Source organism: Rhizobium sp. Root491 (assembly GCF_001427205.1).
Classification (GTDB): Bacteria; Pseudomonadota; Alphaproteobacteria; order Rhizobiales; family Rhizobiaceae; genus Agrobacterium; species Agrobacterium tumefaciens.
The window spans coordinates 289,753-306,075 of sequence record NZ_LMFF01000014.1 but is presented as its reverse complement, the minus strand read 5'-3'; the positions used below and the strand labels follow the sequence as shown (position 1 = coordinate 306,075).

16 protein-coding genes and 1 riboswitch are annotated in these 16,323 nt (G+C 58.7%); of the genes, 12 read left to right on the top strand and 4 right to left on the bottom strand.

Annotated features, from left to right (window positions below; genetic code table 11):
• Positions 1–26 precede the first annotated feature (26 nt).
• Positions 27–719, bottom strand: a complete 693-nt coding sequence (locus tag ASD46_RS16335; protein ID WP_013637003.1) for a FadR/GntR family transcriptional regulator — start codon at positions 717–719, stop codon at positions 27–29.
• 254 nt (positions 720–973) lie between these two features.
• Between ASD46_RS16335 and ASD46_RS16330 the strand changes: the two genes are divergently transcribed.
• The 9 genes from ASD46_RS16330 (at position 974) to ASD46_RS16290 (ending at position 10,346) form a co-directional block, all read left to right on the top strand.
• Positions 974–2,539: a sugar ABC transporter ATP-binding protein gene (locus ASD46_RS16330; RefSeq protein WP_013637002.1), complete on the top strand. Its 1,566-nt coding sequence runs from the start codon at positions 974–976 to the stop codon at positions 2,537–2,539.
• An 8-nt stretch (positions 2,540–2,547) separates the two neighbouring features.
• Entirely contained in the window at positions 2,548–3,570 is a 1,023-nt protein-coding gene (locus ASD46_RS16325; RefSeq protein ID WP_003516396.1) for an ABC transporter permease, read from the top strand.
• A gap of 74 nt (positions 3,571–3,644) precedes the next feature.
• A complete protein-coding gene (locus ASD46_RS16320; protein WP_003516397.1) occupies positions 3,645–4,586 on the top strand; it encodes an ABC transporter substrate-binding protein in 942 nt (313 codons plus the stop codon).
• Positions 4,587–4,707: 121 nt separating this feature from the next.
• Positions 4,708–5,721: an aldo/keto reductase gene (locus tag ASD46_RS16315; protein WP_025594700.1), complete on the top strand. Its 1,014-nt coding sequence runs from the start codon at positions 4,708–4,710 to the stop codon at positions 5,719–5,721.
• A 4-nt stretch (positions 5,722–5,725) separates the two neighbouring features.
• Positions 5,726–6,547: an amidohydrolase family protein gene (locus tag ASD46_RS16310; protein WP_025594699.1), complete on the top strand. Its 822-nt coding sequence runs from the start codon at positions 5,726–5,728 to the stop codon at positions 6,545–6,547.
• A 3-nt stretch (positions 6,548–6,550) separates the two neighbouring features.
• Positions 6,551–7,561 (top strand): zinc-binding alcohol dehydrogenase family protein, encoded by a 1,011-nt coding sequence (locus tag ASD46_RS16305; protein ID WP_025594697.1) that lies wholly within the window; start codon positions 6,551–6,553, stop codon positions 7,559–7,561.
• Positions 7,558–8,691, top strand: a complete 1,134-nt coding sequence (locus tag ASD46_RS16300; RefSeq protein ID WP_025594696.1) for a mannitol dehydrogenase family protein — start codon at positions 7,558–7,560, stop codon at positions 8,689–8,691. The genes ASD46_RS16305 and ASD46_RS16300 overlap by 4 nt, the downstream gene beginning before the upstream one ends.
• A gap of 11 nt (positions 8,692–8,702) precedes the next feature.
• Positions 8,703–9,032: an L-rhamnose mutarotase gene (locus ASD46_RS16295; protein ID WP_060642527.1), complete on the top strand. Its 330-nt coding sequence runs from the start codon at positions 8,703–8,705 to the stop codon at positions 9,030–9,032.
• A gap of 36 nt (positions 9,033–9,068) precedes the next feature.
• Positions 9,069–10,346, top strand: coding sequence for an L-fuconate dehydratase (locus ASD46_RS16290; protein WP_003516405.1), 1,278 nt, complete (start codon positions 9,069–9,071; stop codon positions 10,344–10,346).
• Here the strand turns inward: ASD46_RS16290 and cobD are convergent.
• Positions 10,328–11,374, bottom strand: coding sequence for a threonine-phosphate decarboxylase CobD (cobD, locus tag ASD46_RS16285; RefSeq protein ID WP_025594693.1), 1,047 nt, complete (start codon positions 11,372–11,374; stop codon positions 10,328–10,330). The genes ASD46_RS16290 and cobD overlap by 19 nt on opposite strands.
• Between cobD and cbiB the strand changes: the two genes are divergently transcribed.
• Positions 11,373–12,338, top strand: a complete 966-nt coding sequence (gene cbiB, locus ASD46_RS16280; RefSeq protein WP_025594692.1) for an adenosylcobinamide-phosphate synthase CbiB — start codon at positions 11,373–11,375, stop codon at positions 12,336–12,338. The genes cobD and cbiB overlap by 2 nt on opposite strands.
• Here cbiB and ASD46_RS16275 read toward each other — a convergent pair.
• The gene (locus ASD46_RS16275) at positions 12,325–13,782 is read right to left on the bottom strand and encodes a cobyric acid synthase (protein WP_025594690.1); all 1,458 of its coding nucleotides are present in this window, start codon (positions 13,780–13,782) and stop codon (positions 12,325–12,327) included. The genes cbiB and ASD46_RS16275 overlap by 14 nt on opposite strands.
• A 1-nt stretch (position 13,783) precedes the next feature.
• Entirely contained in the window at positions 13,784–14,401 is a 618-nt protein-coding gene (gene cobO, locus ASD46_RS16270) for a cob(I)yrinic acid a,c-diamide adenosyltransferase (RefSeq protein ID WP_025594689.1), read from the bottom strand.
• 127 nt (positions 14,402–14,528) lie between these two features.
• Positions 14,529–14,744, top strand: a riboswitch (cobalamin riboswitch).
• 153 nt (positions 14,745–14,897) lie between these two features.
• On the opposite strand from cobO, the gene ASD46_RS16265 reads away from it, so the two are divergent.
• Both ASD46_RS16265 and cobW read left to right on the top strand, forming a co-directional pair.
• Entirely contained in the window at positions 14,898–15,284 is a 387-nt protein-coding gene (locus ASD46_RS16265; protein WP_025594687.1) for a DUF1636 family protein, read from the top strand.
• Positions 15,281–16,318: a cobalamin biosynthesis protein CobW gene (gene cobW / locus ASD46_RS16260; RefSeq protein WP_003516415.1), complete on the top strand. Its 1,038-nt coding sequence runs from the start codon at positions 15,281–15,283 to the stop codon at positions 16,316–16,318. The genes ASD46_RS16265 and cobW overlap by 4 nt, the downstream gene beginning before the upstream one ends.
• Positions 16,319–16,323: the final 5 nt, after the last annotated feature.

Below are 16,323 nucleotides of genomic sequence, written 5' to 3'. Positions count from 1 at the left end.
GGTACATTGCCTGCTATGTTTTGAATTCAGCCGTCTACCCAGCGTCTCTTGGAACCTTCCAGATGGGTATGCATGGCCGCCTGCGCCAGCAGCGGATCTTTCAACTCCAGGGCCGCCAAAATCGCCTCGTGCTCCTGAAGGGCGTGGGTCCAGGTATCGCGATCCTCAAATTTCACACGCAATTGTGCCGAAATCGGGCTGTGGCGCTCATCGAAGAGGTTTGCCACCAGCCGGGCCAGAACGCTGTTACCGGATTGTTCGGCAATAGTGACGTGGAAAAGCCGGTCCTGATCGAGAGGTTTGCGCGCGGCCTCGATTTCCTGCTGCATCGTGTTGAGAATCTGGCGAAGGTTTGCAATCGTTTCATCGGTCATGCGGCTCGCCGCCAGTACGATTGTTGCGCCTTCCAGCGCTGCGCGCGCTTGCATCAGTTCGGAGGGGCTGTCGCCCAAGGATTTGGTGTTGTGGGTTGTCTGAAGGGCCTCGGTGGACACATAGACACCGGAACCCATGCGGATTTCGACGGTGTTGTCGATTTCAAGCGCAATCAGTGCCTCGCGCAGTGATGGTCTCGAAACCCCGAGCTTCTGTGCCAGTTCCCGTTCGGCGGGAAGTCGTGTTCCAGGCAGAAACTCTCCCAGATCGATCAGCTCGCGTATCTGGTCCGCAATCTGCTGATAAAGCCTGCGTGGTTCCGCTATTTTGGCCTGACCATTCATGTGTTTTCTGACGAACCTTGTCTGTTATCTGAATTTGGCCTTACCGTAGCGCCAAGCGCATCAATACGCAAGAAATTACATAAGTACATGAATTTAAAATGTTATTTCAGGAAGTTTTTCGATATGATTTCGCGTGTATCAGACGCGGGATTCAAATTTTGGGCTAATTGGCTTGACCATTTTAAAAAAGCGGCCTAACCATTTGGCTCATTATTGCCCCCGGTGGAGCGGGGAGCGCGGGTGGAGGTTTCTTGATGTCGCAGGGCGCATCGACAATTCGAGGCGATTTTTCGCCTGAGGAGACGGCGCGCGGCCTTGGTTCAGGCCTCCTGCGTCTCGAAAACATCAGCAAGGAATTTCCGGGCGTCAAAGCGTTGTCGAATGTGCATTTCGACTTGCGCAGCGGCGAGGTTCACGCTGTCTGCGGCGAAAACGGCGCCGGAAAATCCACCCTGATGAAAATCATCAGCGGCGTTTACCAGCCAAGCGACGGAACCATCCTGCACAAGGGCGTCAAAGTGCAATATGCATCGCCGCTGGAATCCGAAGCCGCCGGCATCGCCATCATCCATCAGGAACTCAACCTCGTTCCGCATCTTTCCGTTGCCGAGAACATCTATCTCGCCCGCGAGCCGCGCCGTGGTTTCCTCGTTGACCGCAAGAAGCTGCGGCTTGATGCAAAGCGCTGTCTCGATCGGCTGGGCGTCGATATCGACCCTGACCAGATTGTCCGCGGCCTCTCGGTCGCTCAATGTCAGATGGTGGAAATTGCCAAGGCGCTTTCCCTGGATGCTGAAGTCCTCATCATGGATGAGCCGACCTCCTCGCTGACCGAGCAGGAAACGCGGCTGTTGTTCAAGGTGATCCGCGATCTCAAGGCTTCTGGCGTCGGCATCGTCTATATTTCCCACCGGCTCGATGAAATGGCCGAAATCGTCGACCGCGTGACGGTTTTGCGGGACGGGCGTTATATTTCCACCGACGATTTTGCATCGATCACCGTTGACGATATCGTCACGCGCATGGTCGGGCGTTCGCTGGAGGAGAAGTTCCCGGAACGCACGTCGCGCCCTACGGATGATGTTATTTTCTCGGTGGAAGGGCTGACGCGCAAGGGTGTGTTCCACGATGTCGGTTTCTCGCTGCGGCGCGGTGAGATTCTCGGCTTTGCCGGACTGATGGGTGCGGGTCGCACGGAAGTCGCACGGGCTATCTTCGGTGCCGATCCTCTGGATGCTGGCAAGGTCGTTTTCAACGGGCGGGAGCTTTCCATCAGTTCCCCGCGAGATGCCATCGAAGAGGGTATCGCCTATCTGTCCGAAGACCGCAAAAGCGATGGTCTTGCGATCAAGATGTCGGTTGCGGCCAATACGACGCTTGCCAATATCGGCGAGGTCTCCAACCGCTTCGGGCTGATCGACTTCAAGAAGCACGACGATGTCGCCAGACGTTACGTCGATCTCCTTAACATCCGTACCCCTTCGATCGAACAGACGGTGCGGCTGCTTTCAGGTGGCAATCAGCAGAAAATCATCATTGGCAAATGGCTGTTCCGGCAGTCGCGCGTGCTGTTTTTCGACGAGCCGACGCGCGGCATCGATGTCGGCGCAAAATTCGCCATCTACAAGATCATGGACGAGCTGGCTGCACAGGGCATCGGCGTCATTCTCATCAGTTCGGAACTGCCGGAAATTCTGGGACTGACGGATCGTATCGCCGTTTTCCACCAGGGCCGGATCACGGGCGTGCTTGAGACCGCCAAGACCAATCAGGAAGAAATCATGCGGTACGCGTCCGGTTACGGCCGGGCCGCGCAGTGAGGAACGACATGGCTAATATTGCAGAACCCAAGAAGAGCTTCGCTTTCAGCGACCGCCAGAAGGACATCATCCAGAAGTTTGCGGCTCTTGGCAGTCTCGTTGTGCTGGTTATGGTGTTTTCCGCCACCAGCAGCGCCTTCTTCTCCGTCAACAATGCCATGACCATTGCACTTCAGGTGACCTCCATAGCCCTTCTCGGCATTGGTGCGACCTGCGTCATCATCACCGGCGGCATCGATCTTTCCGTTGGTTCGGTGCTTGCTCTGGCCGGGGTCGTTGCCGCGCTTGCGGTGAAGGAGTTGGGTATGCCGGTGCCGGTCGGCATGCTGCTTGGCATTCTGACGGGGTCGCTTTGCGGTCTCATCAATGGCCTCATGGTCACGCGCTTCAAGCTGCCACCGTTTATCGCGACACTCGGCATGATGTTGATCGCCCGTGGCGTGGCACTGCAGATCACCGGCGCGCGAGCGGTTTCCGGCCTCGGCGAATCCTTCGGTGAACTCGGCAACGGCGCCCTCTTCCGCATCGTCAACATCGGTGATGACGGTTTTCCGAACGTGGTGTTTCCGGGCATTCCCTACCCCGTCATCCTCATGGTGGTTATTGCGCTGGCTGTTTCCTTCATGCTCAACCGCTCCATCCTTGGCCGTCACATCTATGCCGTCGGTTCGAATGCGGATGCTGCGCGTCTGTCCGGCGTAAACGTCGCACGCGTCACCAATTTCACCTACATCCTGTCCGGTACGCTCGCCGGGTTGACCGGTTGCGTGCTGATGTCGCGCCTCGTCACAGCCCAGCCAAATGAGGGCGTGATGTATGAGCTGGACGCCATTGCCAGCGCCGTTATCGGCGGCACATCGCTCATCGGCGGCGTGGGTACGATTTCAGGCACGGCAATCGGTGCCTTCGTCATCGGCATCCTGCGCAACGGTCTCAATATGAATGGCGTGTCCGCCTTCACGCAACAGATCATCATCGGTCTTGTCATTCTGGTCACCGTCTGGATCGACCAGCTGCGCAACCGTCGCTGATACAGGGCTGCGGACCCTATCCGCAAACAAGATCGGCACGGGAGGCCCGGTATGCCGACATCACGGAGGAAGAAATGAACAAGCTTACGACCGCCCTTCTGACATCCGCAATCGCGCTGTGGAGCGTCTCCACCGTGCAGGCCGGCGAAATCGCCGTCATCGTCAAGACCGTCAATTCCACCTTCTGGCAGAACGTTCAGAAGGGCGCCGATGCGGCGATGAAGGACTCTGCCGGCAACACCATGACCTTCCAGGGTCCGGCTTCTGAATCGGCCATCGCCGATCAGGTCAACATGGTTGAAAACGCCGTAAACCGTAAGGTTTCGGGTATCGTTCTTGCTCCTTCCGATCCTGATGCGCTGGTTCCGGCTGTCAAGAAAGCCTGGGAAGCCCGCATTCCCGTGGTTCTGATCGACTCACAGCTCGCCAAGGGTTCCGAGCAATATTATCAGTCCTTCCTGGCGACCGATAACAAGAAAGCCGGCGAACTGGCTGCTCAGGCGCTGATCGACAAGGTTGGCAAGGAAGGCAAGATCGCCGTGATGTCCTACGTCGCCGGTGCCGGTTCGGAAATCGGACGCGTTGGCGGTTTCACCGACTATATCCAGATGCATTCCAACCTTAAGATCGTAGGTCCGTTCTATTCGCAGTCGCAGATGGCGACGGCGCTGAACCAGACAACCGACGTTCTGGCCGCCAATTCCGATCTCAAGGGCATCTTCGGCGCCAACGAACCCACCGCAATCGGTGTAGGCCGCGCGCTCGCCCAGGCCGGTAAGGCAGGTAAGGTTGTCGGCATCGGCTTTGACGGTAACCAGGACCTTCAGGGCTTTGTCAAGGACGGCACGCTGGCCGGCATCGTCGTTCAGGGTTCGTATCAGATGGGCGAAAAGGGCATCCAGACTGTTTCCAAGCTCATCAGCAAGGAAAAGGTCGAAAAGTTCGTCGACACCGGCGTTGTTGTTGTCACCAAGGACAATATCGAGAAGCCGGAAGCCAAGAACGTTCTTTATTAACGCATGACGGCGCGCCGCTCTTTGAGCGGCGCGCCTCACAAATTTCAGAAGCGGGATTTCAGTCAATACCGCATACGGTTTTCAACATCCGCTCTACCGAAAAATTCAGGAAGCCCTTGCGATGAAAGTCTCCGATACACGTAAATTGCCGCGCCGTGCCGTTGAAGTCACGGTCATGGGCCTTGGTTGCGCCCAGATGGGTAATCTCTACCGCGTTACGCCCTACGAGGAATCCAGAGGTGCGTTCGACAAGGCATGGGAAAGCGGCATTCGCTATTTCGATACCGCACCTTTTTACGGTTACACGCGTTCGGAGCGTCGCCTTGGAACCATGGTGACGGAGCATGACCGAAGCGAATACACCCTCTCCACCAAGGTCGGTCGCGTCATGGTTCCTGATGAAACTGTGGGCCCGGAAGAGGACGCCTATATTGCGCCGCTGCCTTTCCGCCCGGTCTATGATTATTCCTATGACGGTATTCTACGCTCCTTCGAAGCGAGCCTGCAGCGGCTCGGCGTTCTGAAGCCGGATATTCTCTATGTGCACGATATCGGCTCTTTCACGCATGGCGAAAAGCACCAGCACTACTGGGAGCAGCTGACCACCGGCGGCGGCTTCCGGGCACTCGGCAAGCTGCGCGAGGAAGGGTCGACGGGTGCTATCGGCCTCGGCGTCAACGAGTGGGAAATCGTCGGCGACGCCATGGATGTTTTCGACATCGACGTTGCCATGCTTGCCGGCCGTTATACGCTTCTGGAGCAGCAGAGCCTTGCCTTCATGAACCGCTGCGCGGAAACCGGCGTTGCGATCGTGGTCGCCGGTGCTTTCAATTCAGGCATTCTGGCAGGCAACCGCAAATTCAACTATGCCGATGCGCCTGCCGACATCATCACGCGGGTGGATGCGCTTCAGGGCGTTTGTGACGACGTTGGTGTTTCGTTGCAGGCGGCTGCGCTGCAGTTTCCGCTCGGGCATCCGGCTTCGGTCACGGTCGTATCCGGCGCGCGCAATGCGCAGCAACTTGCCGCAAACATCAAATGGTTCGAACAGGTTGTTCCGGACGAATTCTGGTCGGAGCTGCAAAAGCGTGGCCTGATTTCCGAAGGCGCACCTGTGCCTGGCACAAAGGCCTGAAGCGATGATCATCGATGCCCACCAGCATTTCTGGCTGATGAAGGATCGTGCCGGGCAATGGCCGCCACCGTCTCTGGCTGCCATCTACCGGGATTTTCTTCCGCAGGATCTGTCTCCTCTGCTGGCAAAGGCCGGAGTTTCCGGAACGGTGCTGGTGCAGACGATGGAAAGTGCGGCCGATACGGATTTCATGCTCGATCTGGCTGGCAGCACCGATTTCATCAAGGGCGTGGTCGGCTGGGTGGACATGAAGTCCGCGGATGCTGCGGCGGAAATCTCCCGGCGGGCAAAACATCCGGCCTTCAAGGGCGTACGGCCGATGCTGCAAGGCATGGATGATGTGACCTGGATCGACGATCCCGCGCTCGATGCCGCTGTGGATGCGCTGGTGAAACATGCACTGGTGTTCGATGCGCTGGTCCTGCCGCCGCATCTGTCGCATCTTCTCGCTTTCGCGCGCCGCCATCCGCAATTGCCTGTTGTCATCGATCACGGCGCAAAGCCGCTTATCGCCACGGGCCAATATGGCGACTGGCGCAGGGACATGGCAGCTTTGGCGACCCTTCCCAACCTCCATTGCAAGCTGTCCGGCCTGTTGACCGAGCGTGGCGAGCAGAGACCGGAAGCCGTCCGGCCCTATGCCGAAACCATTCTGGAACTGTTCGGCGGCGAACGCGTGATCTTCGGCAGTGACTGGCCGGTATTGCGGCTGGCTGGCAACTATCAGGAATGGCTGGACTTCTGCCGCGAAATCGTGCCTGAGCACGACCATGCGGCCGTCTTTGGCGGCAACGCCGTTCGTTTTTATTCCCTTCCCAACAGGTGATGCATGCTGGCGATTTTCTGCGAGACCCCCGGTCAACTTGTCCCCAAGGAACTACCAAAGCCCGCCCGTGGCGAAGGTGAAGTGCTGGTGCGTATTCGTCGCATTGGTGTCTGCGGCACGGACCTGCATATTTTCACCGGTAATCAGCCTTATCTTTCCTATCCGCGCATCATGGGCCACGAGCTTTCCGGCACGGTGGAAGAGGCGCCGGAAGGCAGCCATCTTTCGGCGGGCGATGTCGTTACCGTCATACCCTATATTTCCTGTGGTGAGTGCAGCGCCTGCCGCAAAGGAAAGAGCAATTGCTGCCGCAACATCGGCGTGCTTGGCGTTCATCGCGATGGCGGCATGGTCGAATATCTGAGCGTTCCGCAGCAATTCGTGCTGAAGGCGGAGGGCTTGAGCCTCGATCAGGCGGCAATGACCGAATTTCTGGCGATTGGCGCGCATGCCGTGCGTCGTGGGTCGGTGGAAAAGGGTCAGAAGGTCCTGATCGTCGGCGCCGGTCCGATCGGCATGGCGGTTGCGGTTTTCGCCGTTCTCGATGGCGGCGAGGTGACGATGATTGACGGGCGCACCGACCGGCTGGATTTCTGCAAGGACCATCTCGGCGTTGCCCATACGGTGACGCTTGGCGAGGGCGACAAGGATCGCCTGTCGGATATCACCGGCGGCGATTTCTTCGATGCCGTTTTTGATGCGACCGGTAATCCTAAAGCCATGGAGCGTGGCTTTTCCTTCGTCGGCCACGGCGGTTCCTATGTGCTGGTTTCCATCGTGGCCAGCGACATCTCCTTCAACGATCCCGAGTTTCACAAGCGCGAAACCACGCTGCTCGGCAGCCGCAACGCCACGCCGGAGGATTTCGAGCGGGTGCTGCAGGCGCTGCGGGAAGGCAAGGTACCGGAGGCACTCATCACTCACCGCATGACACTTGCCGATGTGCCTTCCAAATTCGCCGGGCTGACCGATCCGAAAGCCGGAGTCATCAAGGGCATGGTGGAGGTCGCATGACGACCGACACACCCATCCTGCAATTCGGTACCAGCCGCTTTCTTCTGGCCCATGCGGATTTGTTCATTTCGCAGGCGCTGGAAAAAGGCGAGGCTCTCGGGCGCATCGCAATCGTCCAGACGACCGGCAATGCGGAGAGCCTGAAGCGTGTGGCAGCATTGAACGATGGCACGCCCTATCCGGTGCGCATTCGCGGCATTCGCGATGGGCAAGAGGTGGATGAGGAAATTCCAGGTAAGGCTGTCGCGCGCGCGCTGACGGCGGCGGCCGACTGGGCCGAGGTGCGGCGCATCGCCTGCGGGGCAGGGGTCATTCTGTCCAATACGGGTGACCGCGGTTATGAGCTGGATTCGTTCGACGGGCCGGGTCTTGCCGACGACTTCACGCTTGTGCCAAAGAGTTTTCCGGCAAAGCTCTGCCTGTTGCTGCTGGAACGTTTTCAGACCAATCCGGAAGCCCCTGTATCGATCTTTCCTTGCGAGCTTGTTCCGCGCAACGGCGACCGGTTGAAAGAGGTTGTTCGCCAGCTTGCCGACGAATGGCAGCTGCCGGCGGGTTTCGGCTTCTACCTGAATGAGAAATGCCGTTTTGCCAACAGCCTTGTAGACCGCATCGTTTCCGAGCCGATCGATCCGGTTGGCGCAGTTGCCGAGCCCTATGCGCTTTGGGCAATCGAGAAGCAGGAGGGCCTTGTTCTGCCCTGCACCCACCCTTCGGTGGTGCTGACTGATGATCTCGACCGCTATGAAAAGCTGAAGCTGTTCCTGCTCAATCTTGGTCATTCCTATCTGGCGGAGCGATGGTTGCGGGATGCCCGTGCGAAAGACGAGACGGTGCGGCAGGCAATGGCCGACGATGCGCTTTCGGGAGATCTGGAAACGCTCTGGCTGGACGAGGTTCTGCCGGTCTTTGCCGCAGAAGGCATGGGGGAAGAAGCGCAAGCCTATATCCGTGCTGTGCGGGAGCGTTTCCTGAACCCCTTTCTCGCCCACCGGCTCGCGGACATTTCAGGCAATCACGATGAAAAGAAACGCCGTCGTTTTGTCCCGGTCATCGCAGCGGCGGAACGTCTGGGGTTAAACGTGCCGCAGCAGAAACTGCGTGCGGCGCTCGCCACCATCAAGCAATAACGGAGTTTTGTATGCAGCGCATGGGAATGGTCATCGGCGTCAAACCGGACATGATTGCGGAATATAGAAGACTGCACTCCGCCGTCTGGCCCGAAATTCTGGCGCTCATCAGCGATTGCAACATCCGCAACTACACGATCTTCCTGCGCGAACCGGAAAATCTGCTGTTCGGATATTGGGAATATCACGGCACCGATTTCAGCGCCGATATGGCGAAGATGGCGGCAAGCCCAAAGAACCAGGAATGGTGGTCTTTCACCATTCCCTGCCAGCAACCACTCGAAAGCCGCAAGGAAGGCGAGTGGTGGGCAATGATGGAAGAAACCTTCCACCATGACTGAACGATATCCTTTGACACTGACCGCGAGTGAACGGCCATGACCAAAATTACTGATCTGCGAGTTTTCGACCTGCGTTTTCCGACCTCCCAGAGCCTTGATGGTTCGGATGCGATGAACCCCGACCCGGATTATTCGGCGGCTTACGTCATTCTCGACACCGACGAACCGGAACTGAAAGGCCACGGGCTGACCTTCACCATTGGCCGCGGTAATGAGATTTGCTGCATGGCCATCAAGGCCATGCGCCATCTGGTGGTGGGAACCGATCTGGCGACGGTGACCGAGAACCCCGGCAAATACTGGCGCCACCTGACTGGTGATAGCCAGCTTCGCTGGATCGGCCCGGACAAGGGCGCGATGCATCTCGCCACCGGCGCTGTCGTCAATGCTGTCTGGGATTTGCTGGCCAAAAAGGCGGGAAAGCCGGTCTGGCAGCTTGTTGCCGATATGAGCCCGGAAGAAATCGCCGATATCGTCGATTACCGTTATCTAACTGACGTGCTGACGAAGGACGATGCGCTTGCGATCCTCAAAAAAGCCGAAAGCGGCAAAAAGGAACGTATCGAGACGCTGAAGAACGAAGGCTACGCCTGCTACACCACATCAGCCGGCTGGCTCGGTTATGACGACGCCAAGCTGCGCCGTCTTTGCCAGGAAGCGATCGATGCCGGTTTCAACCATGTAAAGATGAAGGTTGGCCGTGATCTCGAAGACGATATCCGCCGCCTCACCATAGCCCGCGAGGTGATCGGCCCCGACCGTTATCTGATGATCGACGCCAACCAGGTGTGGGAAGTGGATCAGGCGATTGAATGGGTCAAGCAACTTGCCTTCGCCAAGCCCTTCTTCATTGAAGAGCCGACCAGCCCGGACGATGTCGCCGGCCATCGCAAGATCCGTGCAGCCATCGGCTCCGTGAAGGTGGCGACCGGCGAAATGTGCCAGAACCGTATCATGTTCAAGCAGTTCATCGCCGAAGGTGCAATCGACGTGGTGCAGATCGACAGCTGCCGCATGGGTGGTCTTAACGAGGTGCTGGCGGTTCTGTTGATTGCTGCCAAATACAATTTGCCGGTCTGGCCGCATGCCGGTGGCGTCGGCCTTTGCGAATATGTGCAGCATCTGTCGATGATCGACTATCTCGTGGTTTCCGGCACCAAGGAAGGCCGCGTGATCGAATATGTCGACCATCTGCACGAGCATTTCATCGAACCCTGCGATATTCGCAATGCCGCGTACATGCCGCCGAAGCTGCCCGGTTTCTCCATTGAAATGAAGCCGGATTCTATTGCGACCTACACGTTCAAGGGATGATTGAAGGATAACAGCGCTTCCGTGAGGCGCTGCCACTCCGCTTCGCTGCCGGGAAGGCCGAAACGCATGTCGTTCGGCCTTTCATCAAAAATGCGCACCAGAATGCCGTGCAGGCCAAGGTGATCGAACAGTTCTTTAGCCCGGTGGTCCCGCACCAGGGTAAACAGGGACGTACCGCCGGCAATCTTCAGGCCCGCTTTTTCGAGCAATTCACTCATACGCTGTGCTTCTGCCGCAAGCCGGAGGCGCATGGATGATTGCCATTCCCTGTCTGCCAAAGCCTGCGTCGCGATGTTGAGCGCCGGCCCGGATACTGCCCAGGGGCCAAGCCTTGCCTCCAGTTCGGCAGCGATGTCGGGATGCGCAAGCGCAAAACCGAGCCGGACCCCTGCCATGCCATAGAACTTGCCGAAGGATCGCAGCACCACCAGCGCGTCGCGCCCTGCGGCATTCGCAAGACTTTCCGTATGTCCTGTCTCGATAAAGGCCTCGTCTACGACGAGCAGGCCGCCTTTGCGGCGCATCGCCTCGGCCAGCGACAACAAAGCTTCTCGATCCGTGATGCGACCATCGGGGTTGTTGGGATTGACCACCACCGCATAGTCGTACGCTGACAGATCACTGATATGGTCTACCTCGGTCACGGTCAGTCCGGCCATGCGCGCGGTTCGGGCATGTTCGGCATAAGCGGGGGAGAGCACGGCTCCGCTTTTCGCTCCGCGTTCGAGTGCCAGCTGAGCCAGCAATGGCATCAGCATTTGGGTGCCGGGGGACAGAGCCACATGCCCGGCTGATGGTGCGCCGAAAGAGGCGACGGCCAGCCTTTTCAATTCTTCGGCCGCGTCAGGCTCCGGCAGGCGGGCAAATGCGCTGGCGGGAACGGGAGAATGCGGGTAGGAGTGCGGATTGATCCCGGTCGACAGGTCGATCCACGGTTCCGGCGCTTCAGAAAACATCAGACGCGCCTTGCCGAGATTGCCGCCGTGACGGATCGCAGCCTGCGCTTTTTCCGGTACCTTATCGCCCATGTTCTTCGCTCTCGCTTTTCTGTCGCTCTTGATCGAACGCCTGACTGGATATCCGGACTGGCTGTTCAAACGCATCGGTCATCCCGTCACCTGGATCGGTTCGCTTATCGCGCTGCTGGACAAAAAATGGAACCGGGAGAGTGCTTCATTTTCGCAGCGCAAGGCGGCAGGCGTCGTGGCGCTTTCCGTTTTTCTGGCGCTGACGGTGCTTGTCGCATGGTTAGTGCAATCTGTTCTGCTTTTATTGCCCCTTGGTCTGTTGCTTGTTGCGGTGCTTGGGGCGTCACTTCCGGCCCAAAAAAGTCTGGAACAGCATGTGGAGGCCGTCGCCATTGCGCTGGAACGCGAGGGGATTGACGGCGGGCGCAAAGCTGTCTCCATGATCGTCGGGCGCGATCCGCAGGCGCTGGATGAGGCGGCAATCTGCCGGGCGGCGATTGAAAGCCTGGCTGAGAATTTCTCTGACGGCATTGTCGCCCCTTCCCTCTGGCTTGGTATTCTGGGGCTGCCAGGCGGTGCGGGTTATAAGGCAATCAACACGGCCGACAGCATGATCGGTCATCGCTCGCCACGCCATGAGGCCTTTGGTTGGGCGTCGGCCCGGCTGGACGATCTGGTCAATTTGCCGGCATCGAGACTGAGCGGCGGTCTTTTCGTGGTCGCCGCGTTTTTCGTGAAGGGTGCATCACCGAAAGGGGCAATTGCCGCGATACGCCGCGATGCGCGGCATCACCGCTCTCCCAATGCCGGCTGGCCGGAGGCGGCATTGGCCGGGGCACTGGGCTTTGCGCTGGCCGGGCCGCGCTCCTATGGCGGGCAGATGATCGAGGCTCGTTTCATGGGCGAAGGCGGAAGAGCGACACTGGTTGCTGGCGATATTCGCAAAGCGCTCAGGCTGGCGAGGATCGCAGACTTCTTGCTGATCGCGCTGTTCGGATTGCTGGCAATCCTTATCGCGCTATAGAAAGCAGTCTGTCGAGATCGAGGTGGTTCTCCATATGGGCAGCCAGGCGATCAAGAACGGCATCCACCTGCGCATCATAGTTCAGTTGCGTGCTCTGCCCACCAAGGCGCTCAAGCCACGCCCCGCGTTGGCGGTCATCCGCAAACAGGCCGTGGATATAGGTGCCTAGGATGCGGCCATCGGGCGAAATTGCGCCATCGGCATGCCCGTCGATGGTCGAAAATGGCAGTTTGCCCGCAGCACCCGTCGTTTCCCCAACATGCATTTCATAGCCGGATAATGGAATTCCGTCGAAACTCTGTCCCTGCACGGAAACGAGCCTCTTGTCACCGGTCAAAACCGTCGTCACATCCAGCAGGCCCAACCCATCGACCGTCATTGGTGGTCCTTCGATGCCGTCAGGGTCGGCAACGGTTTTTCCAAGCATCTGGTATCCGCCGCAGAGACCGAGAACATAACCGCCGCGGCGCACATGTGCCTTGATGTCGATGTCGAGGCCTGCATTTTTCAGCACGGCGAGATCAGCTATGGTGGATTTCGAACCGCAGAGCAGAACCAGCCGGCAATCGGCGGGAATGGTCTCGCCCTGCCGCACTCGGATCAGTTCCACATCCGGCTCCATGTCGAGCGGATCCAGATCGTCGAAATTGGAAATATGCGGCAGGATTGGCACGGCAATGCGGATTTTCGCGCCGGGCTTTTGTTGCGCTGGGCCAGTAAGCCCAAGGGCGTCCTCCGCTGGCAATTTCGCAGCATCGGAAAAATGCGGCAATAGCCCGATGGACGCCCAGCCGGTCTTTTCCGCGATCATCCGCATGCCGTCTGAAAACAGCGTAGGGTCACCGCGAAAGCGGTTCACGATGAAGCCCTCTATCATCGCGGCATCATCGCGTTCGAGAACGGTTTTTGTGCCCACGAGGCTGGCGATGACCCCGCCCCGGTCGATATCGCCGATCAGAATCACGGGAGCATCTGCGGCGCGGGCAAAACCCATATTGGCGATGTCGTTGGCGCGGAGGTTGATTTCGGAAGCACTTCCCGCCCCTTCCACCAGCACCAGATCGGCCTGTTGTTTCAGGTGCTCGAAGCTCTCCAGCACACGCGGCATCAGCCCGGCTTTCATGTGCTGATAATCGGCAGCTTTGGCATTGCCGACAATTTTACCCTGTACGACGACCTGTGCGCCGGTTTCGCTCTGCGGCTTTAAAAGCACCGGGTTCATGTGAACCGACAGCGGAACGCCTGCTGCCCGCGCCTGCAGCGCCTGCGCGCGACCGATCTCGCCGCCATCGGCAGTGACCGCCGCATTGTTCGACATGTTCTGCGGCTTGAACGGCATGACGGACAGGCCACGCCTGACGAAGGCGCGGGCAAGGCCAGCCACCATCAGCGATTTGCCGACATCCGAGCCGGTTCCCTGAAACATCAGCACACGTGCAGTCATGTCAGTATTCTATCCCGGCCTGCGCCTTTACGCCCGCCTTGAAGTGATGTTTGACGAGGGTCATTTCCGTCACCATGTCGGCAGCGTCGATCAACGGTTGTTTGGCGTTGCGGCCGGTAACGATGACATGCAGATCGGATCTACGGTTGGAAAGCGTTTCGACGACCTCTTCCAGCGGCAGGTAATCATAGCGGAGCGCAATGTTCAGTTCGTCGAGAACCAGCAATCCGATCGTCTCGTCGGCCATCAGTGCTTTCGCTTCGTCCCAGGCCTTTTTAGCTGCCGCGACATCGCGCTTCAGGTCCTGCGTGTCCCAGGTAAACCCCTCGCCCATAGTGCGCCATTCCACCCTGTCGCCGAACAAAGTCAGGGCCTGCTGTTCACCCGTCGACCATGCGCCCTTGATGAATTGCACGACGCCGACGCGCCGCCCTGTGCCGAGCATGCGCAGGGCAAGGCCGAAAGCGGCCGTGGATTTGCCTTTGCCAGGGCCGGTATTGATCATCAGCAGACCTTTTTCGATGGTCTTTTCCGCGACTTCGGCATCCTGAACCGTCTTGCGGTTGACCATTTTCTGCCGGTGGCGTTCGGCTTCGCTGTCGCTGATATCGCGTGTCATCGCGTTTTCCTTCTCGTCCAGAGGCGCGGGACCGTATGCCCCCGCCATTCGGAGCGGCGACTATACTCAATTTGCCGCACCCGGCAATCGACAAGCCGGCAGCATTGACCGTCACGCCCGTTCAGCCTAAGGGTAGGGCACTGACGGTCTTTTCCCGGCAACGGGAAAAGCTAAGAGGGAACACGGTTCCACCCCATACCGGGTCATTCCGTGGCTGCCCCCGCAACTGTAAGCGGTAAGCCCGCACTGTGAAGCCACTGGACCATAAAATTGGTCCGGGAAGGTGGTGCAGGGTGTTTTAAAGCCGCAAGCCAGGAGACCTGCCGTTCAGGAAAAAACGTCTCCCGGGCGGGGTGCTCCGGTCAGCCGGTCGAATTGATTTGCAGCCGCGCTTTTCAGTGCGCTGTTTTCGACATCCGCACCCCGATGAGTTTAAAGACGCGGAAAGCGGAACGGTTTGGATATTACCACAACATCTTCTTGTGCGGACGGGACAATGGAAGCCAACACAGCTTCCGGCGTGGTCGTTTTTGTCTGCCGAAGCTGTCGCGACTACACCGATCCCAATGCGGAGCCGCGCCCCGGCACCATCCTTGCGGAAGCTGCCATCGCAAAAGCGCGTGACTCCGGCATCGATGTTCGCTCCGTCAATTGCCTTGCCAATTGCAAACGCGGCCTCAGTGCCGTGCTGCGCGGTGCCGATGGCTGGTCCTATGTATTCGGCGGGCTGACGACCAACGATGCGGAAGACCTGCTCACGGGCGCGCAAATGCTGGCCGCCTCCGCAGACGGCCTGATGCCCTGGCGCGGCCGCCCCGACACATTGAAGCGCGGCATGGTGGCGCGCATTCCCCCATTCGATTTTACCGAGGAGAGATCATGAGCACCCTTCTGGACCGCGTTCCCTGCACCATCGTCACTGGCTTTCTGGGGGCTGGAAAAACCACGCTGCTGCGCGGTCTTCTCGAAAAGCTAGATGGCAAGCGGCTTGCCATCATCGTCAACGAATTCGGTGATATCGGCATCGATGGGGATATCCTCAAGGGATGCGGCATTGAGAGCTGCCCGGAGGAAAACATCGTTGAGCTGGCCAATGGCTGCATCTGCTGCACGGTGGCGGATGATTTCCAGCCGGCCATCGAGCAGATTCTGAGCCGCCAGCCGAAGGTGGAGCATATCCTCATCGAGACCTCCGGCCTTGCCCTGCCCAAGCCGCTTGTGCAGGCATTTCAATGGCCGGCCATCAAGAGCCGCGTGACGGTTGACGCTGTTGTGGCTGTTGTGGATGGCGCTGCCCTTGCCGAGGGTCAGGTGGCGCATGACATGGAAGCCCTTGCCGCCCAGCGCGCAAATGACGAAGCCCTCGATCACGACGATCCGGTCGAAGAGGTTTTTGAGGACCAGATCGCCTGTGCCGATCTTATCGTGCTGACCAAGGCGGATCTGCTCGATAGCGCCGGTCTGGACAAGGCGAAGGCTCATATTCTCGAGCATTTGCCGCGGGCCGCAAAGATCGTCGTCGCCTCGAATGGCGTCATCGATCCGGCCGTGCTGATCGGCCTCGGTCTTGCGGTTGAAGAGGATATCGAAAACCGCCGCACCCATCACGATGGTGAACTTGACCACGAACATGACGATTTCGACAGCTTCGTCATCGACCTGCCGGCCGTGACCGATCCGGAAGCGCTGGCGGCTCGTATCGCCGAGACGGCGGCTGCGGAAAATGTTCTGCGCATCAAAGGTTTCGTCGAAGTATCCACCAAGCCGATGCGCCTGCAGGTGCAGGCAGTCGGTAGCCGCGTCAACCATTATTATGACCGTCCCTGGGCGGCCGGTGAAGAGCGCCGCAGCCGCCTCGTCGTCATAGGCGAAAAGGGCCTCAACCGCGAAAAGATCGAACAGATGCTGGCCGCCTGATAGAA

Coding starts and splice junctions, on each gene's coding strand:
- ASD46_RS16335 (WP_013637003.1), bottom strand. CDS start 719: ATGAATGGTCAGGCCAAAATAGCGGAACCACGCAGGCTTTATCAGCAG.
- ASD46_RS16330 (WP_013637002.1), top strand. CDS start 974: ATGTCGCAGGGCGCATCGACAATTCGAGGCGATTTTTCGCCTGAGGAG.
- ASD46_RS16325 (WP_003516396.1), top strand. CDS start 2,548: ATGGCTAATATTGCAGAACCCAAGAAGAGCTTCGCTTTCAGCGACCGC.
- ASD46_RS16320 (WP_003516397.1), top strand. CDS start 3,645: ATGAACAAGCTTACGACCGCCCTTCTGACATCCGCAATCGCGCTGTGG.
- ASD46_RS16315 (WP_025594700.1), top strand. CDS start 4,708: ATGAAAGTCTCCGATACACGTAAATTGCCGCGCCGTGCCGTTGAAGTC.
- ASD46_RS16310 (WP_025594699.1), top strand. CDS start 5,726: ATGATCATCGATGCCCACCAGCATTTCTGGCTGATGAAGGATCGTGCC.
- ASD46_RS16305 (WP_025594697.1), top strand. CDS start 6,551: ATGCTGGCGATTTTCTGCGAGACCCCCGGTCAACTTGTCCCCAAGGAA.
- ASD46_RS16300 (WP_025594696.1), top strand. CDS start 7,558: ATGACGACCGACACACCCATCCTGCAATTCGGTACCAGCCGCTTTCTT.
- ASD46_RS16295 (WP_060642527.1), top strand. CDS start 8,703: ATGCAGCGCATGGGAATGGTCATCGGCGTCAAACCGGACATGATTGCG.
- ASD46_RS16290 (WP_003516405.1), top strand. CDS start 9,069: ATGACCAAAATTACTGATCTGCGAGTTTTCGACCTGCGTTTTCCGACC.
- cbiB (WP_025594692.1), top strand. CDS start 11,373: ATGTTCTTCGCTCTCGCTTTTCTGTCGCTCTTGATCGAACGCCTGACT.
- cobD (WP_025594693.1), bottom strand. CDS start 11,374: ATGGGCGATAAGGTACCGGAAAAAGCGCAGGCTGCGATCCGTCACGGC.
- ASD46_RS16275 (WP_025594690.1), bottom strand. CDS start 13,782: ATGACTGCACGTGTGCTGATGTTTCAGGGAACCGGCTCGGATGTCGGC.
- cobO (WP_025594689.1), bottom strand. CDS start 14,401: ATGACACGCGATATCAGCGACAGCGAAGCCGAACGCCACCGGCAGAAA.
- ASD46_RS16265 (WP_025594687.1), top strand. CDS start 14,898: ATGGAAGCCAACACAGCTTCCGGCGTGGTCGTTTTTGTCTGCCGAAGC.
- cobW (WP_003516415.1), top strand. CDS start 15,281: ATGAGCACCCTTCTGGACCGCGTTCCCTGCACCATCGTCACTGGCTTT.